The organism is Algoriphagus sp. A40 (assembly GCF_002002735.1).
Classification (GTDB): Bacteria; Bacteroidota; Bacteroidia; order Cytophagales; family Cyclobacteriaceae; genus Algoriphagus.
In genome coordinates, this window is record NZ_MUNY01000072.1 from 240,940 (window position 1) to 264,809 (window position 23,870).

A 23,870-nucleotide genomic window follows, 5' to 3' on the forward strand; every position below is an offset into this window, starting at 1 on the left:
ATTGGTTTATAATTCAAATATGGGCTTGTTGACTTCGTTGCCATTGACCTGGTCGATGACCATCTGGATTTTCTCAAATACCCCAAAAAAGGTATTCAGTTCTTTTTCACTGACAACTTCACGAACTTGTTCATTGAATTCCATAATGGTTTTGATCGATCTTTCTTTTTTTTCAATTCCCTCCTCGGTCAGAAAAATCCGAACAGATCGCTTATCCAGAGGGTCGGCTTTTTTGAAAATCAGGCCTTTTTCCTCCATGGTTTTAAGCATGCGGGTAAGGCTTCTGGTTTCCAAACCGATCAATGGAGCAATTTTGGTCGCTGGAGTTCCATCCTTGGAGTGGATATTGATCAGGACAAATCCGATGGCTGTGGTAAATCCCTCCTCAGCGGCTTGCTGATTGTACATTCGGGAAATGGCATGCCAGGCACTTTTGATATGATAGTCTACGGTCTCTTCTCTTTTCATCTGTTTACAATTTTTTTTAAGCGGTCAGATGGAATCTCGCAAAGCCTCTGTTCATGCCTCCTGTGTAACTTTTGATCATGCTCGATTTCATTGGAATCAAAAGCTGAATTTGAGCAGACCTAATTTAGAAACATTTTGTATGCATGCATACTATATCTGTAAAAAAGTTATGCATGCATCACAAATTTAAAACTGCGTTTCTGGTCGTTTAAAGAATAATAGTTCTTTTTGAAATATCAAATCATAACTATTCGAAATAAAAATGGTTAGAAATAGATTAAGTCAAAAAGTAATTCTGAGATTATTTTTTTATCAGGAAATCTAAAAGTTCAATAAGCCAAGGGGTTATGGCTTGTAAATTCCTTCAATTTCGGAGGAATACTTTTGAGCAATGACCTTCCGCTTCAACTTCATGGTTGGGGTCAGTTCCCCGGACTCAATTCCCCAGGGCTTGTCCAGTAATTTGAACCGCTTGATCTGTTCCCATTTTGCAAAATTCTTGTTTAGGCTATCGATTTCCGATTGGAATTTTTCAACAATTTCGGGCTGCAGGATCATGGAGGAATCCGTGCTGTAGGTGATATCTTTCCTCCTGCAATATTCCTGCAATCCATCAAAATTCGGAACAATCAGTGCTGCCGGATAATTTTTGTCTTCTCCGATCACCATCAGCTGCTCGATCAGCAAGGATTCCTTGAATTTATTCTCAATAACCTGGGGTGCAATGTACTTTCCGCCTGAAGTTTTGAACATCTCTTTTTTGCGATCCGTGATCTTGAGGTATTCCCCGTCGAGTTCCCCGATATCTCCTGTATGGAACCAGCCATTTTTAAGTACCTCTGCGGTCATTTCAGGTTGCTTGTAGTATCCTTGCATCACATTGGGTCCTTTGACGAGAATCTCGCCATCCTGAGCGATTTTCACTTGGACGTCTTTGACGATTTTTCCCACATAGCCGATTCGGATACCATCGTGCGTTCCGACTGATGCCGAAACCACCGGCGAAGTCTCTGTCAAACCGTATCCTTCACAGACTTTGATTCCCGCTGCCCAGAAAACCCTGGCAAGTCTTGGCTGAAGTGCGGAAGCACCGGAATTGATCTGCATCACATTTCCTCCCAAGGCTTCTCTCCATTTGGAGAAAATAAGCTTATTGGCAATTTTAAGCTGAAAGTTATACCAAGCTCCCAAATCCTTGGACGGATCATATTTGAGTCCCAAATCCAAAGCCCAAAAAAAGAGCTTCTTCTTTGTGCCAGTCAATTCATATCCTTTTGCCACGATTTTATCATACACTTTCTCCAAAAGCCGTGGAACCGTATTGAAAACATGAGGCTGGACTTCTTTCATGTTTTCCCCGATTTTCTCCATGCTTTCTGCATAGTAAACTGAAAAACCCATGTAAAGAAAGCAAAAAGAGCCGGTGCGTTCGTAAATGTGACAAAGCGGTAAGAAGCTGAGAACTTTGGAAACCCCTGGGGGAGGAACCATCCTGTCGACAACTGACTGTACATTTGAAAGAATATTGGAATGGGTCAACATGACGCCTTTTGGCTTTCCAGTAGTCCCAGAAGTGTAAATAATCGTAAAAAGGTCTTCATTTTTAACCTGACTTTTGCAATCCTCCAGCTTAGCGAGATCTCCTGATTCCCCCATTTCTGCCACTATGGACCAATTTTCCACTCCAGTCAGCTCATCAAATGAAAAGATCTTCCGATCTCCGGATACTTCGGCAGCTTTGGAATAAATGGCCTGGTCTCCCACAAAAATCATTTTTACCTCTGCGTGATCAAAAATGTAAGCGTAATCTTCAGAAGTGATGGTAGGATACATCGGCACCGAAATCGCACCGATTTGCTGAAGGGCAAAATCAACAAAATTCCATTCGGGACGATTTTCTGAAATAATGGCAACTTTATCCCCCGATGAAATTTTCAAAGCCAATAAACCTAGACTAAGATTGTCCACGATCCGCTTTAAATCTATGGAAGAATATGTCTTCCAAGTTCCGTTCACTTTTTGGGCAAAAGCAACTTTCTTGTCATAGGTAGCAATCTGATAAGGGATCAGATCAAAAAGCCGGCTTGGTTTCATGAATCCTTTGGGTTTATCTATTCTAATATTACCCATTACAAAATGGATTCACAAAAGCTATCCACACAATTCACAGCGTAATAACCTTATTAATTTATTTAAATAAATAAAACTATTAAGGTTATTAAGGGTGTGGATTTGTTGATAAACCAAGCTTAAAAAGTTTGCCACAATATGGAACAATAAACCTTCTCTATCCTGACAAGTTATCCACCTATTGTCAACTTTTAAAGTGGTGGATTTCTGTAGTTTGTAGAAAAAATGAAATTATTGGGGATTAGTTTGCAGAGTTAAGTGTGGTTAAGATGGATGTGGACATCTTTCAATAGGGTTGTGGACAAAGTCGTACTTTTCCCCAGAATGATTTTGATTTTGGTGAATGATCCTAATAATGTTTAAAAGTCAATAGTTATCCCGTTTTGGAGATGAAGTTATCGACATAGTTTTAAGGGTTTTCCACAGGTTTTTTTTGTTCTTTGGGTATTCCGGTGGGCTCAGAAGCAGTGATATTTTGGTCTTGAAGTGACCACCCGCTTCTGATAATTAGTGCAGGTTCCATCTCTGAATTAATGAAGTAAAAAACCCTTTCTGCCAATCGTTTTTGTGTAAAGTTGGATGGATCCCAGCTTTTGTTACCGTTTAGATCTTCAATTACTCTGATTTTGAATGTTCCGGGTTCGACGAGTTTGAATGAATAAGTTGATGTGTTTTCCAAGAATTGCTCTCGGATTAGCTCGTTTTTTGAGTTTAGCAACTGAACTATATATGGAGGTCTTCCTGCCAAAATGTTGCCTGAGATTTCATCAGCAAGGCCTTCCCGCTTTAGTTTTCGATAATTTGCGGTCAGTGGGGTTTCATTGACTTGATTTTCTATATCTGTGAAGGTAGAATCTGCTCCTTTCACTGTAATAATTTCCTGAGAAAGAGAATCAGGAATACTTAAGCGGATTCTAAGTAAATCTCTTTTTGAGGAATCCTGAAAGGACATCATTGATTCAGTGATGCTAATTCGAGATGCCGTATCGTATGCTATATAGAGTGAATCAGTGTTTATTGACTTTATCGGTTTGTTGAATTGTAACTCTGCTTCAAAGTTTCGGTAGAAGTTTTTCCCTGAGTTTGCGGTGACCAGTAATTTATCAGGTTTCCGTTCAGATTGTGGAAATTTGGCCCATATTAAAGAGTCTATAGAGAATCCTACCGAATCTTTCAGACTTATGTTAAAGGGAATACTGTCAGTTTTGGGGCTGATTGGATAGATCCTTATTCTGTTGTCAGAAAAGTTGTAGAAGAATTCAGATCCCAAATCTTCGTTACTAAGCTTGGTTTCCATTGGACCCCGATTTACAACGATATCAAAATTTTGTCCGAAAGAGGCTGTTCTTAAAATTCTGATGGGAGTTATGTCCGCTTTTGACAAATTGAACCTGATATTTTCAATGTTTTGTTCGAGGAGTAGTGTATCAATGATAAAGTCGTAATCTTCTGATTTTGATTCAGCTTTAAGAGTTCCATTGTTGTCTTTCCAGGCATATGCTAGGTATTGACCGTTCTTAACATTAGTTATGGTAAAGCTCCCTGTAGTGTCTACCTGACTGAGATAATAGGGCGGTGCTGTCAGAATGTCTGTGGTGTCGCCTAAAGGATAGATTCCCACCAAAACGTCTTTAAAATCAGGTTTTGATGGTGGAAAATAAAAATTCACCTTTCCTGATATACTTAGGCTGTCTATTGCATTTCCAGTAGAAAAGACCAATTTCAGATTTTCAGCGGGATTTTCTTCTGATATATCCACTACGGATTTCTGAAAATCGATTACGTAGGTTGTACTGTCTTCTAGCTCCTGGTTAAGTTTGATTGTGACTATGTTTTTTAAGGCAGAAAATTCAACTTCGTCCTTTTTTACTCTTGGGGTAATTACGATTCCCTTTGTTGGATTTTCGAGTTTAATGTATTCGTCAAAAGTTAAAGTGATCTCCTCTGGCTTGGTGTTTAGACTTTGAGTGGTAGGATTTGATTCTAAAAGTACCGGAGGGTCTTCATCCCTTGGTCCGCCGGTAGGAGTACTCTGCTTTGCACACGCAGCAAATAACAAAAGTGTTAGTCCGTAAATCAGTAATCTTGTCTTGCTCACTTCTTTTGGAAAACGAAAATATTGCTTGAAAATTGACCTGGTGATTTGGCTGAGCTATTTGACTTGAAACCTTTCATTAGGGCTTTCCAATAGTTGGAAAGCTTCGATGAACTTTTATCCAAGTAGCCTTCAGACAAAAGAGAAACGTAAAAACTATCGAATTTCATTGGTTTAATTTCTTTCAATTCCAGGTCAAATTCTTCTTTGAATTTTTCCATAGATGCTTGATTAAAATGGTAAAGATGTCTTGGGACATCCCATCCCGCCCAAAATTTCCCGTAATTTTTTCCATCCCAACTTTCGTGATTTGGTACTGCTAAAATTAAGTAACCATTTGATTTTAAATGGTTTAATAATTTTTTGACAGTTTTCCGTAGGTCATGGATATGTTCTAAGACATGATATAATGTGATCACATCGTATGTGTATTCATTCTTTATTTCATCGATTGATCCTTTGACTTTGTCGTTGAGTTTTCCATTGGCCTGCTTTCTTGCTTTTTCGTTCGGTTCAATTCCAGCGATTTTCCAACCCCTTTTTTTTGCTGCATTTAGGAACTCACCTGTACCGCAGCCATAATCCAACAACCTGCCTTTTTTCTTTAGTTGTTCTATGGATTTTACTTTCTTTGAAATGCTGTAATTTCTGACTTTTTGATAGATCCATTGGGTTAGATTCTTAGCCTTGTCTTCATGGGAGAAGTATTCTGGAAAATTGTAATAGGGACCGATTTTTTCCTGATTTGGTCTGGGATTAGTAAAAAGTAATTCGCAATTGGAGCATTTGCAAAGGATAAATGTTTCATTGCTTACAGCGAAATCCGTGATCTCAGAGTGGTTAAGAAAAAGCCCACTTTTGCAGAGTGGGCATTTACCAAGACGTTCTAGCATTTTACCTTCCCAAATAAACTGTTAAGATAGATAAATCAGCCGGTGAAACCCCACTGATTCTTGAAGCTTGGCCAAGTGTCTCTGGCCGGATTTTATTCAATTTTTGTTTACCCTCGTTGGATAATGCAGTGATGGATATATAATCAAATTGTGTTGGAATGCGGTAGTTTTCCATGTTTGATAACTTTTCTACCATTTGTTGCTCTTTGTCAATGTAGCTGTCGTATTTGATTTGGATTTCTGCTTGTTCAAGTACTTCTTTTGAATATTTGTTCAAATACTGATTCAAATCCTCATCCACAGCCATGAGTTCTCTTATTCCAATCTGTGGGCGTTTCAGTAGTTTCTCAGCGCTTATTTTTTCCTGAATGGACGATGTTCCAATTGTTTCCAGACCTTCATTTATTGATTCTGGACTTAGTTTCTTCTGTTTTAAGTCATTTATTAGCTTGGCTGTTCCAGACTTTTTATCGATCATCTTTTCCAACCTTACATCAGATGCAAGGCCAATTTCATGTCCCAATTGTGTTAGTCGAATATCGGCATTGTCCTGTCGGAGCAATAGCCGGAATTCTGCTCTTGAGGTAAACATCCGATATGGTTCCTCAGTGCCTTTTGTGATTAGATCATCTACCAACACGCCAATATATGCCTCTGATCTTTTCAAAATGAATGGATCTTTTTCTTGGACTTTAAGGCTCGCATTAATTCCGGCTACTAATCCTTGTGAAGCAGCTTCTTCATAGCCTGTCGTTCCGTTGATTTGGCCTGCAAAAAACAAGTTCTCCATCAGATGGGTTTCGAGCGATAATTTCAGTTGGGTTGGTGGGAAAAAATCATATTCGATTGCATAACCTGGGCGGAACATTTTAGCATTTTCAAACCCTGGGATCAGCCTTAAAGCTTTGTATTGAACATCTTCTGGAAGAGAAGTCGAAAAACCGTTGACATAGATTTCAACCGTATCCCATCCTTCCGGTTCTACGAAGATTTGATGTCTTTCCCTTTCCGCAAATCGGTTGATTTTGTCCTCAATGCTTGGACAATACCTTGGCCCTAAGCCCTGAATTCGGCCGTTAAACATCGGCGAGCGATCAAAACCGGTTTCTAACGATTGATGAACTTCTTTGTTTGTATAAGTGATCCAACAGCTTCTTTGTTTTTTTAAAGGTTGGGTTGAATCCAAATAGGAGAATTTCTCGGGATTTTCGTCCCCATATTGGACCTCCATTTTCGAATAATCGAGGCTTCGGCCATCGACTCTTGGAGGAGTTCCAGTTTTCATCCTTCCTGATTCAAAACCCAGAGAAACCAATTGTTCTGTAATTCCTTTTGCGGCGGATTCTCCTGTTCTTCCTCCGCCAAAATGTTTTTCACCTATATGGATTACGCCGTTTAAGAATGTCCCATTTGTTAAGACCACTGATTTTGAGGGAATCTCTATTCCAATACCAGTTCGAACACCGCATACCCTACCATCTTTTACCAAAAGTCCAGAAATCATCTCTTGCCAAAAATCAACGTATGGAGTTCTCTCGAGAGCCAATCTCCATTCCTCTGCAAATCTCATACGATCATTTTGAGTTCTTGGAGACCACATTGCTGGCCCTTTTGACCGGTTGAGCATTCTGAACTGAATCATTGATTTGTCAGAGATTATTCCTGACATTCCACCAAGAGCATCTATTTCTCGTACTATTTGTCCTTTTGCCACTCCGCCCATTGCAGGATTGCAGGACATTTGGGCAATGGTATTCATGTTCATAGTACAAAGAAGGACTTTTGACCCCATTGTCGCCGCAGCATGAGCTGCTTCACAGCCGGCATGCCCCGCTCCCACTACTATGACATCGTAAATTGGAAACATGTTGATTTGTTTATGATGTTTCACGTGAAACGTTTCTGGCTTATTCAGAAATTGCCCCAATTGTTTCACGTGAAACAGTTAAATATTTTGGTAAAGTTTGATGGCAAATTCTTCGAGCGATCTCATTTCTTCAGTCTGCTCTTTGGATTTGTCTTTGTATCCCATCAAATGGAAAAGCCCGTGACTAATAACCCGGCTGAGTTCGGCTTCTTCCTCTTGTTGGTGCTTTGAAGCATTGTCTTTGATCCTGTCAATACTTATGAAAATATCCCCTTCAATCGTATTCTCTTTTTCTGAATTGTCAAACGTGATGATGTCTGTATAGGTATGGTGATCCAAATAGTCAACATTGATTTGGTATAAATACTCATCGGAACAAAAGATGTAATTCAGTTCCCCGATCTTGAAGCTTTCAGATTGAGCGATCTTCTTTAACCAGTTTTTTCTCCGCAACTTGTGCTTTAGATCAAATTTGATTTCTTCTGAAAAGAAATTAATCGCCATACTCAGTCCATGTAAAAGGAAAGTACCGTCTTTTTTCCACCCTCTTCAAATTTCACTTCATCACTTAGATGCCGAATCAGAAATATTCCTCTGCCTCCGGGTTTTTCTATGTTTTCAGGAGCTGTGGGATCTTGTAGTTCCTGCAAATCAAATCCTTTCCCTTCGTCCTCTATAATGAACTTTAATTGGTCACCTTCCATTTTTAGTTCCAGGTGAACCAATTTGTTTTTATCGCTTTGATTTCCGTGAATGATCGCATTGCTGATGCATTCTGTCACGGAAATCATAATATTCCCATAGATGTCATCATTGATCTCAAAGTTTTCTTTTGCGTTATCGATAAAACTTTCGATGATCTTAATGTTCTCTATCAGAGATGGAATTGAAATTTTAATAGACTTCATCTGGGAAATATTCTAGGATTCAGTTCTAATTGATTTATTTTTATTCTATTTCTAATACAATCGGACAATGATCCGAGTGTTTTACGTCCGGCAAAATTACAGCACTTTTCAGTCTGTTTTGCAATTCATTGGTTACCATATGATAATCAATTCTCCAACCAAGATTTTTCGCTCTTGAATTTGCTCTAAAGCTCCACCAAGTATACTGATGCGGATTTGGGTTGAAATGTCGAAATGTATCAATGAACCCAGACCCGGTAAACTTGTCCATCCATGCCCGCTCTTCTGGCAAAAAACCGGATGAGTTTTTGTTTGAAACTGGGTTATGGATATCAATAGGTTTGTGGCAAATATTATAATCGCCACTCAGAATCACGGTGGTATTTTCATTTCGAAGATCCTGCATATAACCAAAGATATCGTCAAGAAATTCATATTTAAATCCCTGTCTCTCATCCCCAGTTGTGCCTGATGGAAAATAGGATGAGATGAATGAAAATCCATCAAAATCTGCCTGGAGTATTCTTCCTTCGTCATCGTATTTATTCAACCCCATTCCATATTTGAGGGATTTAGGTTTGATTTTAGAGAAAATTGCAACTCCGCTGTAGCCCTTTTTTACTGCAGGATACCAATAGAGGTTATATCCTAAATCTTGGAAAATAGTCGGGTCTATGTCCTTTTCATGAGCCTTAATTTCCTGTAACCCAATAATATCGGGGTTTTCTTCTTTTAGCCAATCTACAAATCCCTTGCTCATAGCAGATCTGATTCCGTTGACGTTGTAAGAGATTAGTTTCATATGATTATAAATGGATTTTTAAAGTCATATGCAATCTCGTATAGTTTATAATTATTGTAGTGTGTGATGTTCTTCGTCATGTTCGAATTCATTTAGATTTCGATTTGATATTCTTTTTCGAAATAATCCATTACCTGGATTTTTAGAAGTTTTTCTTGTTCAAGTAAATCAAAATGAGGCAATTCCTTTACCAATTTCCAATGTGGCCACCCATCCTGATCAACGAAATCCAATTCGTAAAACCCGGCATAGCTTAATACTTTGCATACAGCAATATGCATCAAATCTTGCTTTTGCTCTTTTGAGAAGGCTTTAGTTCCTTTTCCCAATTCCTGAACCCCTATCAAGAAGAGTACGCCATTCAGGTCGTTTGGTTTTTTTCCAACTGTATCTTTCAGTCCATCCAATAATTTGGACCAACGTTTTTCAAGATCAAGATCCCGCTTAAACATAACTTATCTTATTGAATTTCAAGTTCTTCCCAGTATTCTACGGCCCGTCTAAGGTGTGGGATGACTATGGAGCCACCAATGATCATGGCAATTGAAAACACCTCAAAAATTTCTTCCTTTTTTAAACCGGCTTCATGACTTTTTCCCAAATGATATTTAATGCAATCGTCACACCTCAATACCATGGAACAGGCAAGTCCGATCATTTCCTTTGTTTTAATATCCAACTCTCCCTGGGCATAAGTGTTGGTATCAAGGTTGAAAAATCGTTTGATCACCTTGTTATCTTCCGCCATGATTTTCTCATTCATCTTGGCTCTGTAAGCGTTGAATTCTTCTATCAGATTCATTAACTTAAGGATTAATATTTTCCAAAGGGTAAATATACTGCATATTCAACCCTATGGGCTAACAACAGAACTTTTTAGCTATGCGATTTCTTTTTTGGAATGATTTTTTGGATTTGATTTTCCCAAGAAATTGCCCTCAATGTGGAAGGGCTCTATTTGATTTTGAGCCTTGTTTATGTACAGTTTGCCAAGGATCATTACCATTGGCAAATTTCCATCTTAGGCCATTTGATAATGAGCTTTCTTCTAAAATCCGCGGGCTGACTCAAGTCAACCGGGTAATGGCATTTCTTAGGTTTTCAAAAAAAGGACAAAGCCAGAAGCTTCTCCATCAGCTCAAATACCGGAACAAGCCCGAAATCGGAGAAGAAATGGGCAGATTGTATGGTTTGTCCTTAGCTAACCACGGGTATCAAAAAGAATGGGATGTAATTGTGCCTGTGCCACTCCATCCCATGAAACAAAAACGCCGCGGCTATAATCAAAGTGAAAAATTTGGAGTCGGCCTATCAAAATCTTTGGGAATTAAACTGGAAAATTTTCTTGAGCGGAAAAAGTTCACTGAAACTCAGACGAAAAAATCCAGACTCCAGCGATTGGACAATGTAGAAGAAGTGTTTGATTTAAAGGCGAATGAAGAAATTTCGGGCCTTAGGATTTTGTTGGTAGATGACGTGATTACCACGGGCGCGACACTTTGTGCATGCGCCAATGTCCTTTTGGCCAATGGTGCAAAAACTGTAGATTTGGCAACCATAGCTGCAGGCGGCTAATTGATCTACCATGAGCATAGACATTGAATTTCTAAAATACCCCATCGGGAAGTTTAAAATGCCTGAATTGGTTTCTAATGATAATATTTTGGACGCCATTTCTATCATTAAATCATTTCCCGCGCAAATTTTTGCGGCGGTGAGCCCCCTATCAATAGCTCAGCTTGACACGCCTTACCGCCCTGGTGGATGGACGATAAGACAATTGGTACATCACTGTGCTGATAGCCACATGAATGCATTTATTCGTTTCAAATTGGCATTGACGGAGTCAAATCCAACTATTAAACCGTATGAGGAAGCCCTTTGGGCTAATCTTGCTGATGCAGCTTTGCCAATCGAATCCTCTCTGGCAATCATAAAAGCAATTCATTTGAAATGGGGAGTAATTCTGGACTCGATGAAGCCTGAGGATTTTAAGAAAACCTATTTTCATCCTGAGAAGAAGCGGAGTCAAGAATTGGAAGAAATAACACTAATGTATGCCTGGCATTCTCAGCATCATCTTGCGCATATTCAACATTTGGTACTGAGGGAGAATTGGTCCTTTGGAAAATAAACCTTCAAAATCAGATGTCTGGTAATAATGCTTTTTAACTCCATAGAATTTGCCATTTTCCTGCCAATAGTATTTGCACTCTATTGGTTATTCCAAAAAAATCATCGCATCCAACTTTGGATTTTGCTTGGAGCCAGTTATTTGTTCTATGGCTGGTGGGATTGGCGGTTTTTAGGTTTGATTGCTTTAAGCTCTTTTATAGATTTTTTTATCGGGCTTGGTTTAGGACAAACGGATGATCCCAAAAGAAGAAAACTCCTTTTGGCAGCGAGTTTGGTTGCCAACCTTGGTTTATTGGGCTTTTTCAAATACTTCAATTTCTTTACGGAAGCGTTCGTAGATGCCTTTTCTTTGTTTGGGATGAGTTTGGAAAAATCAAGACTAGACATCATTCTTCCTGTTGGGATCAGCTTTTATACTTTTCAGACACTCAGCTATACCTTTGATGTGTATAAAAAACAACTTACCCCAACTAAAGATGTTCTGGCGTTTCTGGGGTTTGTGAGTTTCTTCCCCCAATTGGTTGCTGGACCTATCGAGCGTGCCTCTCATCTGCTTGGTCAATTTTATTCACCTCGAAAATTTGAATATTCTACAGCAGTTTGTGGAGTAAGGCTCATCGTCTGGGGTTTATTTAAGAAAGTTGTCATTGCAGATAATGCTGCAATTCTTGTCGATGAGATATTTTCCAACTATCAGGATCAAAATAGCTTATCTCTAATTCTCGGATCAGTCCTGTTTGCATTGCAGATTTATGGGGATTTCAGCGGGTATTCCGATATCGCCATTGGGCTTTCCAGGATGTTTGGTTTCGATTTGATGATGAATTTTCGATTTCCTTATTTAGCTCAAAACATCAATGACTTTTGGAAAAGATGGCATATATCACTTTCAACGTGGTTTAGGGATTATGTTTATATCCCATTGGGGGGAAGTCGAGGATCAACTTTATTTTCGCTCAGAAATGTAATGGCGATATTCTTAATCAGTGGATTTTGGCATGGGGCCAACTGGAATTACCTTGTTTGGGGCGCAATTCATGGGGTGATGTATATTCCATTCTTCATTAATAAAGCCCATCAAAATCTTCATCAGGAGCCTTTTTGGATGAAATTACCAAAGATTTTTCTGACGTTTTCTGTAGTTTGTATTGCTTGGATTTTCTTCAGAGCTGATTCTTTGGGTCAGGCGCTGGATTACCTGGGGCATTTATGGTCAAATGAAGGATCTGGAAATTACATTTTCAGCCAAACCAAAAGAACTATGATATTTGGTGTGGTAGCCATTTTCAGTGGAATAATGCTGGCAGCCGAGGCGTATTTTGAAAGCAGGCAAAAATCTGAAGTCTTATTGCCCAGCAAATATTTGCTGTTGCTGGCTTTGTCGATCGTGTTTTTCGGGGCATTCAAAAACCACGAAAGCTTCATCTATTTTCAGTTTTGATGAAAAAGTTTGTTCTAAAATCAGCGCTTTACTTGGCGGTTGTCTTGCTTTTGGCTAATGGGGTAGCATTTTTAGCATCCTTTGCCTTGGAAAAAAGCCAGTTTTTTAAACCGTCTTTTTTAGTAAATGCTTTTGAACCCAAGCAAAAGTTTAAAGTCGCAGTTTTTGGATCCAGCCGAAGCCTTGCTTCCCTGGACACCAAAATTATTTCGGACCAGATGGAGGGAATCTCTGCCAACTTTTCCATGGATTACACCGCTTTGCCAACTACCAAACTTATGGTTGAGCATTTCTTTGCCCAAGGGTTCCAATCTGAATATGTGGTGATTTCAATTGATCTACCCGATCTGGATTCCTCAAAAACAGTGATTTCAGAAAACGATTATCGGTTTTTCCCTTTTAGGAAAGAGTCTTACGTGGTAGCATATTATAAGAAATATGATGAAGGAATGGTTAAGCCCTTAGCTTCATCAGCGCATTTTCCTTTTTTAGGAATTGGATATTATAATATGGAATTGTTGGGGCCTGCGCTAATTTCTGCATTTAAGCCGGAGTACAGGTACCAGTTTGATGAATTGGGCAATTTTCAATATCCGGATATTTTGGGAATGAAGGAGAGACCAGAATTTAGGTATTTTCAATCGGCTTTGGCTAACCCCATTTTAAAGGAAATTGCTGAATTGACCTCGCAAAATTCATCCAACTTGATCATATACATTGCTCCATTTCTACGTGATGACATTGAAATATTGGATTCTTGTCCATATGTGGTGATCAATCATGCCAGGATAATCAATGAACCAAAGTATTTTTCAGATTATATCCATTTGGTAAATTCTGGGAAAATATTGGCCACGGAAGCTTTTATCCAAGATTTGGAAAAGCTGGATTAAAGTCGCCTAAATTGTAAACCATGAACATCTCCCTAAAAAATCAACGGATTTTGGTCACAGGTGCCTCCCGAGGAATCGGGCGAGCCATAGCCCGGCAACTTTCGGAGTCAGGGGCAGAAGTAATCATTCATTACAATTCAAATAAACCGGAGGCGGAGAGTCTCCACAACCAGCTCAAAAATCCGGCACACATCGAAGCCTGCGACCTTTCCCAGTCTGCTGAAGTTGTTGGGTTCATTCCCAGACTGGTCGAGAAATACGGGCCTTTGACTGCTCTGATCAACAATGCCGGGATTTCAACATCTGCTCCTGATACTTTACCCACAGGAGAATGGCTGCAAATTTGGGAGAAAGTTATGGCTGTGAACTCCACTGCAGTAGGAATTCTGTCCAAGGAATTTATTGATCAGGCAAAAGCTCATGAAAACGGTAGGATCGTAATGATTTCCTCAAGGGCGGCCTTCCGGGGAGATACGCCGGATTATCTGGCTTATGCGGCTTCCAAAGGCGCCTTGGTCAGCTTGACCCGCTCTATTGCAAGGCATTATGGGAAAACAGGAATCAAGGCTTTTCTCATTGCTCCGGGTTTTACCCGAACTGATATGGCAAATGAGATTCTTGCCGAATACGGAGAAGATTTTGCTTTGAAGGACATTGCTCTCAAAGAACTTACCCTTCCCGAAGATATTGCTCCAATGGTGACTCTTCTCTGTTCTGGACTTGCTGATCACGCTACAGGTACCTCTATCGATATGAATGCGGGATCTTATGTGAGGTAATTAGGTTGGGGGAAATTCTACTCCCAAACCTTATCTCATTCCAGAAGGAGTTTTTGACAGGTTTTCATTTGAAAAAAGGAAAATGACGAAAAGAGATTCTACGTTAACTCCAGAGCTGATCAAAATCCTGAAAATCTTTATTTTTTCTTCATTGGGGTTGGTTTTGGTCCTGTCATTTTTCAATGACCATCGGGCAAATAATACTGGAGAAGACCGGACTTTTCATGTTTCAGATGCCAATCGTCTTTACTTTCTGAATGTGAGATCGATTTATTACGATCGGGAAATCAGGAGTGATGCCGGGATGACTCTATTCCGTCACGGGAAAAGATTTCAGTCTGATTTTCTCCCGACCCTGGATTTGGTTATCCTTTTGAACCCTTTGAAGGACAATGCCTTTATTTATTTCGAGTTGAAAAATGGAGATTGGCCAATTCAGATCAGGGCAAAATCTGGTGGAATTGACGAAGTTTTTGAGTTTTCAAACGGAAATAATACGGATCATTTTGACTTACTTAAAAAGCTGAAACCTGCTTTTGATCAGAATTCCGAATTTGAATTGATCGTAGACGGAAAATCCTTTCCGCTTTGGTCCGAGGAAAAGGAAAAAACAGCTTTAAAATCAGTCTTGGAAGACTATTTCAGACTTATAGACCAAACCAACTAATCATGGAATATACCTCAAATCCAGGCTTGGAGTTTTTCAAAACTCAAGTCGGAAAAAAACTGGATAACACACCTTCTGCTGCCGGCAACTGGCTAGGTGGGACCTTGCTCGAAATTGATCTTCATCATATCAAAGTCGCTTATAAAGTACGTCCGGAGATGTGCAATCCGGGAAGAATTCTGCACGGGGGAATAGCCTCTCTGATGCTGGACGATGTGATCGGAATGGGAAATTTTGTCGCTGGATCTGAATACCTGATGACTAGCATCAATCTGAATGTGGACTTTCTGTCAGCTGCGCAAATAGGAGACTCGCTCGAAGTCACTGCCAAACTGATCCGCTCCGGCTCGAACCTTAATCATTGGGAAGCTGTAATAAAAAAGGAATCAGGGAAGTTTGTTGCAAAGGCCAGCTCGAATTTGATCAAGACTCATGTGAAGCTATCTGAATTAGGGTATTGATTGGACGAAAAAAGGTTGTGTACATCTGTGGCTATCCAAAATCAAAACTGCTCCAGCTTTACCATCAAATCCCAAACTGCAATTCCCAAAGAAACAGAGATATTCAGCGAATGTTTGGTTCCCAATTGCGGAATTTCAAGTACTTTATCACAAGCTTTCAATACTTCCTCTTCCACTCCAAATACCTCGTTTCCGAAGATCAGTGCGTATTTTTTTCCTTTTTCTGGGACAAAATCATTTAATTTCACTGAGTTTTCCACCTGCTCCAGCGCGCAAAGTTGGTAATCTGCTGCTTTGAGTTTTTCGATGGCCTCTTTGGTATTCAGGCTATATTCCCATTCCACCGATTCGGTTGCGCCAAGTGCGGTTTTTTGAATGTCCCGATGCGGAGGAGTTCCGGTGATGCCGCAGAGGAAAATCTTTTCAATGCGAAAAGCATCTGCAGTTCTGAATGCCGACCCGACATTATTCAGGCTGCGGACATTGTCCAACACCAAGGTGATTGGCGACTTTTCGGTTTTCTTATATTCCCCGACCGAAAGTCGATCGAGTTCCTCCATGCTTAATTTCTTCATCTTTTTTGATCTCCTACCCTAATCGGCTATTTTCAGGCCTTATTCAGAATTTCAAAAGTACTACAATTCCCGTTTTATCCCCATGAGCAAATCTAAAGACAGAGAGGAAACTCCCCTGATGAAGCAATACAATGCTATCAAGGCCAAGCATCCCGGCGCTTTGCTGCTCTTTCGGGTTGGGGATTTTTACGAGACTTTCGGGGAAGATGCGATTGCGGCGAGCAAGATTCTCGACATCGTATTGACCAAACGTGCCAATGGGGCGGCTTCTCACATAGAACTCGCGGGGTTTCCGCATCACTCTTTGGACAACTATCTTCCCAAATTGGTCCGTGCCGGAAATCGCGTGGCCATCTGCGATCAGCTCGAAGATCCAAAATCAGTGAAGGGAATCGTCAAGCGGGGGGTGACTGAATTGGTTACTCCGGGACTTTCCTACAACGATCAAGTACTTGACACGCGCAAAAACAACTACCTCGCATCGATTCACTTCGGAAAAGAAAAGCATGGAATCGCCTTTTTGGATGTCTCTACAGGGGAATTTATGTGTGCTGAGGGAAATTCACCGTATTTGGAAAAGTTACTTCAAAGTTTTGCGCCTTCGGAAATCATCTTTTCAAAGGCTGCCAAAAAAACTGCTGCTGAAATCATCAAAAACGACTTCATCACTTTTCATTGTGAAGACTGGGTTTACCAATACGATTTCACTTACGAAAAGCTTAAAAACCATTTTGGTACTGCTAATCTGAAAGGCTTTGGCATAGAAGAACTTGAGTGTGGCACTGTGGCAGCTGGGGCGATATTGTATTATTTGGAAGAAACCGAGCACAGGGAGGTTCAGCACATTTCCTCCATTTCAAGGATTGCTGAGGAGAAATATGTTTGGTTGGATAAGTTTACCATCCGCAACCTTGAGCTGGTTTTTCCACAGCACGAGGGTGGAGTTCCTTTAATCCAGATATTGGATCAGACAGTGACGCCTATGGGCTCAAGGATGATGAAAAAGTGGATGGTGCTTCCACTGAAGGAGAAAAAACCCATTGAGGAGCGACTGAACGTCGTGGACTTTTTCTTCCAAAATTCTACCCTCATCGAAGAAATCATTGCCCAGCTTCGGCATATCGGCGATTTGGAGCGACTCATTTCCAAAGTGGTAGTTGGCCGGGCAAATCCCCGCGAAATGAACCAGATCAAGCGGGCATTGAAATCCACACTTCCGATCAAGGAAATCCTGAAAAACCAGGATAATCCTACGTTAAAACGACTTTCAGACCAGATTCACCCCTGCGAATTTTTGCTGGAAAAAATCGAACGGGAGCTCCAGGAAGACGCTCCCATGCTGATTCATCAAGGAGGTGTGATCAAAGACGGAGTAGATCCCGAGCTCGACGAATACCGGGGATTGGCAAATAAAGGCAAAGACTTTTTGGTACAAATCCAGCAAAGGGAAGTCCAGAATACTGGGATTTCTTCCTTGAAAATCTCCTACAACAAAGTCTTTGGCTACTATTTGGAAGTCACGCACATTCACAAAGACAAGGTGCCTCAGGAATGGATTCGAAAGCAGACCTTAGTCAATGCCGAGCGGTACATTACTCCGGAACTGAAGGATTATGAGGAAAAAATCCTTCATGCGGAAGATCGAATGCAGGGAATAGAGCAAAAGTATTTTATGGCATTGGTGCAGGAAGCCGCCCAGTATGTCACCCAAATCCAGCAAAATGCAAGGGTTTTGGCTACATTGGACTCTCTCCTTTCGTTTGCCAAAGTTGCATTGAGCAATGCCTATTCTCGTCCGAAAATTTCCGATACAGAAACTTTGGAAATCAAGGATGGTCGACATCCGGTGATCGAAAAGCAACTTCCTCCGGGAGAAAATTACGTTCCGAATGACATTTACCTCGATCACGACAGCCAGCAGATCATCATCATCACCGGTCCAAACATGGCTGGAAAGTCAGCGTTGCTTCGTCAAACGGCCCTGATTGTGCTGATGGCACAGATGGGAAGTTTTGTGCCGGCTTCTTTTGCCAGAATTGGAATCATTGACAAAGTTTTCACCCGGGTTGGAGCCTCAGATAATTTGTCCAAAGGGGAGTCTACTTTCATGGTCGAAATGACCGAAACGGCTAGCATTCTAAACAACCTTTCGGATCGAAGCTTGGTCTTAATGGACGAAATCGGCCGTGGAACTTCCACTTATGATGGAATTTCGATTGCATGGTCAATTGTGGAGTTTTTACACAGCCATCCCACGTTCAAAGCAAAAACACTTTTTGCCACTCACTACCACGAACTGAATCAATTGGCAAGTGATTTTCCGCGGGTAAAAAACTTCAATGTTTCGGTCAAGGAGGTTGGAAACAAAGTGATTTTTATGCGAAAACTGAAAGAAGGAGGAAGCGAACACAGCTTTGGCATTCATGTAGCCCAAATGGCCGGAATGCCAAATCCGGTGGTCCTTCGAGCCGCCGAGATCATGGGGCATTTGGAAAAAGACAAAGCCTTAAAAGAGAAAAAAGAGAACTTTAAAACCATTCCTAAAAATAATTTTCAGCTCAGTTTGTTCGAAATGGATCCAAAGTTCACGGAGGCTAAACAGCTACTAGATCAGATCGATATCAATGCAATCTCCCCAATCGAGGCCTTGCTTAAATTGCACGAAATCAAAAAGAGATTGGATTGAAATGCACTTTCACCTATATTAACTACGAACTGAATAAAACTACACAATATATTTTTGATGGATAAGGTATTACTTAAGGACCTGAAAAAGCAGGAACAGTATACCCGGTTTTTTAAGCAATGGAAAGAACAGGAGTTCCAGGGTGAAATAGACGTCCAAAAGCTCAAAGATGAATTAGCATCTTTAAGCAAAACTATTGGGATGAAGGAGGGGCTGGTTTTGGCCTGCTTTGATTACAGAAATCTAAGCTTGGCTTTTTTTACAGGAAATGTCGAAAACTTGACGGGATACCCCGAGTCTATGTTCCGCAACAAGGGGATAGAAACCACCATAGCTATGACCCATCCAGATGATCGGACTGAGCTGCTCACGTTTCAAAAGATAGTTTTCGAGGCATTCCATTCTTTGACAATTCCTGAAAGGCATACGTTTGAATTTTCCTATACCACCAGGTGGGTTCACCGAAATACAATGGAAGTGATCTGGATGACATCTAAGGTCAGGCCCTATGTCATAGATGAAGCTGGCAATTTCATCATGGATCTGCATATTATAGTGCAGCTATTTACTCCTCCCAAAACCAAAAATTACGATTGGAATTATTCATTTACCCAAGAAGATGGGTCCAAAATTTTCGTAAGTAAAAACTCACCAACTGACAAGACTGTCAAATTGACGACAAAGGAGCGGGGAATAGTGGATTTTATTCTGGAGGGGAAGGAATCCAAGGAGATAAGTGAAATTCTGAATATCTCTATAAACACTGTTGCTACTCACCGAAAGAATATCCTAAGAAAACTTGGAGCAAAAAATATAGGGGAAATGGTGAAAATTTTGGCCTCCTACAATTTTTGAAAAAGCCTGTAAATCAGGTCAATTCGAAGATTTGGTCACCTTGTCAAAAAAATTCTTCAAAGCTGGCTTGTAAAATTATATTTGAGGCTTACCTTTGCATCCACAATTCACCCGGATCACGTTTTGGGAATTGACATAAGCGAGAGTAGCTCAGCTGGTAGAGCACGACCTTGCCAAGGTCGGGGTCGCGAGTTCGAATCTCGTCTCCCGCTCAACAAAGCCCTTGCAAAAGGGCTTTGTCGTTTCAGGACATTTGTAAATTCGAATGAAACTGGAGCTCTACCCCACTGTAGAGAATGCCGGGATGGTGGAACAGGTAGACACGCAAGACTTAAAATCTTGTGAGAGCAATCTCGTACGGGTTCGATTCCCGTTCCTGGTACAGAAGCCTCGCAGCAATGCGGGGCTTTTTGTATTTTTAATCATGTTCATGGTCTACGCCATAAAAAGTCAAGTTAAAAACTACATCTATGTAGGATTGACAAGTAACCTTGAGGAATGATTGTTTAGGCATAATTCAGGTTATGAAAAAACGACCAAACCGTATTTACCTTTTGAATTGATATTTCAAATAGAAAAGCAAACAAGAATAGAAGCAAGGGCAGAGGAAAAAAGGTTAAAAACCAGTTCAGGTAAAAGGGTTTTGAGGTCATTGATAAAATAAATCTTGTGAGAGCAATCTCGTACGGGCCTGCCTGCTGCATGCAGGTTCGATTTTACCTACTTTGGGTAGGTCCCGTTCCTGGTACAGTTTGAAAAGCCTCGCCTCGATAACTATTGGGGCGGGGCTTTTTTGTTGGTGACTTTTTTGTTTTTTCCCGATGAGGATCAAAACGCAACTGACAGAGCTCTATGCCACCTTTCTTTTTTGATATCCGCCTAAAATCTGTTATCAAGATTCTTAGAAAAAATTCGGGTAATTTCATCTTGATTTTATCCCATTGGTATTTTTATCCCGCAAAGACTATGCGATCATTTTTTATAGGCTGTCTAGTGTTCCTATGTCCCCTATGTTTTGGGCAGTCAATTCAGACTTTGGATAGTCTGATCGAATCGGGAAATCCTGTAAAATCCCTTGAATTGATCAGAAATCACATTTTGGCACTTGAAAAATCCGAAAACTACTCTGAACTGTCAACCTATTTGGAAGTACTTGGAAGAGCTCATTTAGCCATTTCTGATGAAAATCAGGCCAATAAGCACGTCGAAACTCAGCTCAAGAAATGGGAGTTACAGCTTCAAAATCCAAAGGATTTAAAAGTGCTCTGGCTAGCGGCGGCCTCTTGGTACGAATACATTGGCCAATTGGAAAAAGCATACCAGGCCGAATTCAAAGCTGTAAACTTCGCAAGAAAAGAGGTGGGGATTTCTTCAAAAGAACTGGGAAAGTTGCTGGTTAACCTTGGGGCCTATTCTGTCAACCGTATGGATCTGCCTTCTGCCAAGATTCACTTGAAAGAAGCAGAGTCCTTACTTGCAAAAGATCCCGATCCTGAATCCATTTATCGGATCAATAGCTTTTTGGGGAATATGGCTTATTTCGCTTCCAGAATGGATTCCGCAGAGTACTATTATAAAAAGTGCCTGCTTGCAATTGAGACGATGGATCCATCTCCCAGAAACAGCCACTATCGTCCGGCACTCATTCTCAATAACCTATCTGGTGTTCAGTCAGCCCAGGGAAAAACCAGCGAGGCTATTCAATCTATGAATGAGACCATTGAGCATTTAAGATCTTTTCAATCCCAGGAAAAAGATCCTAGTCAACGTATGAAGGGCAAGGAATTTTACTTTCAGGCGATTGACAATCTTGGCGGGATCTACAAAGGACTTGGGAATTTTAGAAAAGCCCAGGATTTGTTGGAGTATGCTTATGAGAGAAAACGCGAAACCTTTGGGTCTGACAGCAAGGAAGTGTGGCTATCCGAAATCCTCCTGGGGCAGCTGTATTTCGAGCAAGAGGAATCCGAAAAAGCCCGAAAAATACTCAATCAAGGCCTCAATGGCTTGAAGCAAACAGCAGGAACCTATGTCCTCTACGAAGCCGACGGATGGTATGCGCTAGCACGAATAGAGGATGCATCAGCAAACGACGCTTTGGCCTTTGAAAATTACCAAAAAGCCGATTCCCTTTTTCAGCAAGGATTGGAAGGAGAATTTGATGTGATTTACCTGGGGTTCTTGAAAAACTATTCCCTCTTCCTGGCAGAAAGCGGAAGGGAAAATCAGGCTATAGCTCAGGCGCAATTAGCCTATGAATATGTCAGGCAAAACCAAGGTGAACAAAACCTGATGGCTTTTCAGCAGCAATTAAGTGTGGGCGAGGTTTTTTTTGAACTAAGACGCTACGGCGATGCACAAACTTGGAGTGAAAAAGCACTCACAACGTTGACAGGTCAATTTTTGGAAAATAGATCTCTTCTCGATTCCCTCCAGCTGGAGCGGAATAAACCACAAGCCTTACTTCTCAGTACCAAAGCCAGCTATGAATTACACGAGGAAAAGGATCCGGCTTTTTTGAAATCACTCCTCGTGAAACTGGAGTCAGGTTTAGAAGCGCTGGATCGGAGGAAAATCTTTCTCGAAAGCGAAGAGGATATCAATTTGATGATCCTTGAAAATCAGGAATATTTCAATTTTTTGGAACAACTCTATCTGGAGCTTTACCAAAAAACTAATGAAAAGGAATACCTCGCCAATCTCTTAACCATGCATGAATCCGCGCTTTATCAGCGGATACGTGCCAGGTTGGAGCAAGTAGATCAATTGCGATTTAGTGGTATCCCAAAAGAGTTCTTCAATAAGGAGACAGAGTTAAAATCGAATCTCATCGCTTCAATTCAGGATACAGAAAGTGGTGTGGAGGAATATCTGGCCGCTTCTAAAGTTTGGGAGGATTTTCTGTCTCAAACACGAAAAGATTATCCGGAATATTTTGACTTTAGATATGCTTCGATCCAGCGCGATTTTGGATTTATTACCGATCAACTTCCAGAGGAGACAGCGGTGATCCGCTACCTTTTTGTAAAGGAGGATATGTATGCTGTTGTTTTGGGAAAATCAGAACCGAAATTTTTTAAACTGGATTATAAGACTGCCGAAAAAATCCTGAAGACCTTTCAAAATGACTGGGCTGATGAGAAAAAAACATTGGCCAATCTCCATCAGCTTTACTTGTCTCTCTGGGCCCCCCTGGAGGGAGCGATCAACCAACAAAGGGTTTTGGTTGTACCTGATGGGATGCTTTTCAATTTGAATTTTGAAATACTTACTCCTCAAAAGTTAAACTCCTATTCGGGTTTGGCAACGGGCAGTTTGCTGTCCAAGCATAGTTTTTCTTACCATTACAGCACGCTGCTTTTTTCGTATCAGGCCCACAATCAGACGTATAGTTCAAATTTTACAGCGTTTGCTCCTGGATTTTTTGATGAAATGAAAGATGGTTACCTCAAAAGTGTGAGAGATAGTCTTCAGATAGATAAATCTTACCTCACCTTGATTCCCCAGCCATTTACCGATCGCTTGGTCAACAGCCTCAAGAGCCTTTTTGGGGGAGAAATTTTTACCAAGGAAGCATCTACGCTAGATCAGTTTAACCGCGAAGCTGGGCAAAATAGGATTTTGCACATTGGTACCCATGCCGAGTCGGACAACATCAGCCCTGATTTTTCCAGATTGATTTTTGCAAAAGCAAATGGCCATCCCGAGGAGGAAAACTCCCTTTTTGCCAGAGATATTTATCAGCTTGATCTGGGGTCTGAGTTGGCGGTGTTGATGGCTTGTGAAACAGGAAAACCGACCTATTCCCCAGGAGAAGGTATGATTTCCCTGGCCCATGCCTTCAATTATGCCGGAAGCAAAAGCTTATTAATGGGAATCTGGAAAATCGATGAACAGACCAGCGCTAAGATTGCCGAATCGTTTTACAAACATCTCTCAGAGGGCAAAACCAAAGACAAAGCCCTTCAGCTTGCCAAATTGGAATACCTCGCTTTGGCCGAAGGGAGATCACTTTCCCCCGAGTTTTGGGCGGGATTGATCCTGATGGGTGATGCTTCCCCTGTGGATTTTGAGCCCGTTATTGATTTGAAGTTTTGGCTTTTGATAGGACTTGGACTGGCGATTTTGGGAGTTTTTGCTGTATGGTTTTTTAAGAGTAAAAAAAATAAAAGCAATCAGGTGATGACTTTTTGAATTGAGCTCGATGTGAAAGT

Annotated in this window: 21 protein-coding genes and 2 tRNA genes; 12 read left to right on the top strand and 11 right to left on the bottom strand. The window is 40.8% G+C overall.

Annotated elements, in window-relative coordinates; genetic code table 11:
* Nucleotides 1-6: 6 nt before the first annotated feature.
* The 10 genes from B0E43_RS18550 to B0E43_RS18595 form a co-directional block, all read right to left on the bottom strand.
* Nucleotides 7-468: a MarR family winged helix-turn-helix transcriptional regulator gene (locus tag B0E43_RS18550; protein WP_077352541.1), complete on the bottom strand. Its 462-nt coding sequence runs from the start codon at nucleotides 466-468 to the stop codon at nucleotides 7-9.
* A 345-nt stretch (nucleotides 469-813) separates the two neighbouring features.
* Complete coding sequence (locus B0E43_RS18555) at nucleotides 814-2,562, bottom strand: long-chain fatty acid--CoA ligase (protein ID WP_077352889.1); 1,749 nt, start codon at nucleotides 2,560-2,562, stop codon at nucleotides 814-816.
* A gap of 445 nt (nucleotides 2,563-3,007) precedes the next feature.
* A complete protein-coding gene (locus B0E43_RS18560) occupies nucleotides 3,008-4,696 on the bottom strand; it encodes an Ig-like domain-containing domain (RefSeq protein WP_077352542.1) in 1,689 nt (562 codons plus the stop codon).
* On the bottom strand, nucleotides 4,693-5,586 hold the full coding sequence (locus B0E43_RS18565; RefSeq protein ID WP_077352544.1) for a class I SAM-dependent methyltransferase: 894 nt from the start codon (nucleotides 5,584-5,586) through the stop codon (nucleotides 4,693-4,695). Before B0E43_RS18565 ends, B0E43_RS18560 begins: the two co-directional genes overlap by 4 nt.
* Before the next feature lies 1 nt (nucleotide 5,587).
* Nucleotides 5,588-7,453 carry a tRNA uridine-5-carboxymethylaminomethyl(34) synthesis enzyme MnmG gene (mnmG, locus tag B0E43_RS18570; RefSeq protein WP_077352546.1) on the bottom strand — a complete coding sequence of 622 codons (1,866 nt, stop codon included), beginning with the start codon at nucleotides 7,451-7,453 and terminating at the stop codon, nucleotides 5,588-5,590.
* Between the two features lie 78 nt (nucleotides 7,454-7,531).
* Nucleotides 7,532-7,957 carry an rRNA maturation RNase YbeY gene (ybeY, locus tag B0E43_RS18575; protein ID WP_077352548.1) on the bottom strand — a complete coding sequence of 142 codons (426 nt, stop codon included), beginning with the start codon at nucleotides 7,955-7,957 and terminating at the stop codon, nucleotides 7,532-7,534.
* A gap of 2 nt (nucleotides 7,958-7,959) precedes the next feature.
* Entirely contained in the window at nucleotides 7,960-8,361 is a 402-nt protein-coding gene (locus B0E43_RS18580; RefSeq protein WP_077352550.1) for an ATP-binding protein, read from the bottom strand.
* 40 nt (nucleotides 8,362-8,401) lie between these two features.
* Nucleotides 8,402-9,163 (bottom strand): exodeoxyribonuclease III, encoded by a 762-nt coding sequence (locus B0E43_RS18585; RefSeq protein WP_077352552.1) that lies wholly within the window; start codon nucleotides 9,161-9,163, stop codon nucleotides 8,402-8,404.
* Nucleotides 9,164-9,255: 92 nt separating this feature from the next.
* Entirely contained in the window at nucleotides 9,256-9,615 is a 360-nt protein-coding gene (locus tag B0E43_RS18590; protein WP_077352554.1) for a hypothetical protein, read from the bottom strand.
* Between the two features lie 8 nt (nucleotides 9,616-9,623).
* Nucleotides 9,624-9,965, bottom strand: coding sequence for a carboxymuconolactone decarboxylase family protein (locus B0E43_RS18595; RefSeq protein WP_077352556.1), 342 nt, complete (start codon nucleotides 9,963-9,965; stop codon nucleotides 9,624-9,626).
* Nucleotides 9,966-10,246: 281 nt separating this feature from the next.
* Here B0E43_RS18595 and B0E43_RS18600 point away from each other — a divergent pair, with 281 nt between their 5' ends.
* The 7 genes from B0E43_RS18600 to B0E43_RS18630 all read left to right on the top strand — a co-directional run bounded on the left by B0E43_RS18600 (nucleotide 10,247) and on the right by B0E43_RS18630 (nucleotide 15,540).
* Complete coding sequence (locus tag B0E43_RS18600; protein ID WP_371454719.1) at nucleotides 10,247-10,738, top strand: ComF family protein; 492 nt, start codon at nucleotides 10,247-10,249, stop codon at nucleotides 10,736-10,738.
* Between the two features lie 10 nt (nucleotides 10,739-10,748).
* A complete protein-coding gene (locus B0E43_RS18605; RefSeq protein WP_077352560.1) occupies nucleotides 10,749-11,297 on the top strand; it encodes a YfiT family bacillithiol transferase in 549 nt (182 codons plus the stop codon).
* 27 nt (nucleotides 11,298-11,324) lie between these two features.
* Nucleotides 11,325-12,740: an MBOAT family protein gene (locus tag B0E43_RS18610; RefSeq protein WP_077352562.1), complete on the top strand. Its 1,416-nt coding sequence runs from the start codon at nucleotides 11,325-11,327 to the stop codon at nucleotides 12,738-12,740.
* Entirely contained in the window at nucleotides 12,740-13,633 is an 894-nt protein-coding gene (locus B0E43_RS18615) for a hypothetical protein (protein WP_077352564.1), read from the top strand. The genes B0E43_RS18610 and B0E43_RS18615 overlap by 1 nt, the downstream gene beginning before the upstream one ends.
* A gap of 20 nt (nucleotides 13,634-13,653) precedes the next feature.
* Nucleotides 13,654-14,412: an SDR family NAD(P)-dependent oxidoreductase gene (locus B0E43_RS18620; protein ID WP_077352566.1), complete on the top strand. Its 759-nt coding sequence runs from the start codon at nucleotides 13,654-13,656 to the stop codon at nucleotides 14,410-14,412.
* An 82-nt stretch (nucleotides 14,413-14,494) separates the two neighbouring features.
* Nucleotides 14,495-15,079, top strand: coding sequence for a hypothetical protein (locus B0E43_RS18625; RefSeq protein WP_077352568.1), 585 nt, complete (start codon nucleotides 14,495-14,497; stop codon nucleotides 15,077-15,079).
* Between the two features lie 2 nt (nucleotides 15,080-15,081).
* Nucleotides 15,082-15,540: a PaaI family thioesterase gene (locus B0E43_RS18630; RefSeq protein ID WP_077352570.1), complete on the top strand. Its 459-nt coding sequence runs from the start codon at nucleotides 15,082-15,084 to the stop codon at nucleotides 15,538-15,540.
* 41 nt (nucleotides 15,541-15,581) lie between these two features.
* Here B0E43_RS18630 and B0E43_RS18635 read toward each other — a convergent pair whose 3' ends face one another.
* Nucleotides 15,582-16,115 carry an RNA methyltransferase gene (locus B0E43_RS18635; protein ID WP_077352572.1) on the bottom strand — a complete coding sequence of 178 codons (534 nt, stop codon included), beginning with the start codon at nucleotides 16,113-16,115 and terminating at the stop codon, nucleotides 15,582-15,584.
* Between the two features lie 82 nt (nucleotides 16,116-16,197).
* Here B0E43_RS18635 and mutS point away from each other — a divergent pair, with 82 nt between their 5' ends.
* From mutS to B0E43_RS18665, 5 genes are all read left to right on the top strand, one after another.
* Entirely contained in the window at nucleotides 16,198-18,801 is a 2,604-nt protein-coding gene (mutS, locus tag B0E43_RS18640) for a DNA mismatch repair protein MutS (RefSeq protein ID WP_077352574.1), read from the top strand.
* Nucleotides 18,802-18,858: 57 nt separating this feature from the next.
* Nucleotides 18,859-19,656: a helix-turn-helix transcriptional regulator gene (locus B0E43_RS18645; protein ID WP_077352576.1), complete on the top strand. Its 798-nt coding sequence runs from the start codon at nucleotides 18,859-18,861 to the stop codon at nucleotides 19,654-19,656.
* Nucleotides 19,657-19,795: 139 nt separating this feature from the next.
* Nucleotides 19,796-19,868: transfer RNA gene (locus tag B0E43_RS18650), tRNA-Gly, on the top strand.
* An 86-nt stretch (nucleotides 19,869-19,954) separates the two neighbouring features.
* A tRNA-Leu gene (locus B0E43_RS18655) sits at nucleotides 19,955-20,038 on the top strand.
* Nucleotides 20,039-20,691: 653 nt separating this feature from the next.
* The gene (locus B0E43_RS18665) at nucleotides 20,692-23,850 is read left to right on the top strand and encodes a CHAT domain-containing tetratricopeptide repeat protein (protein ID WP_168171978.1); all 3,159 of its coding nucleotides are present in this window, start codon (nucleotides 20,692-20,694) and stop codon (nucleotides 23,848-23,850) included.
* Nucleotides 23,851-23,870 lie beyond the last annotated feature (20 nt).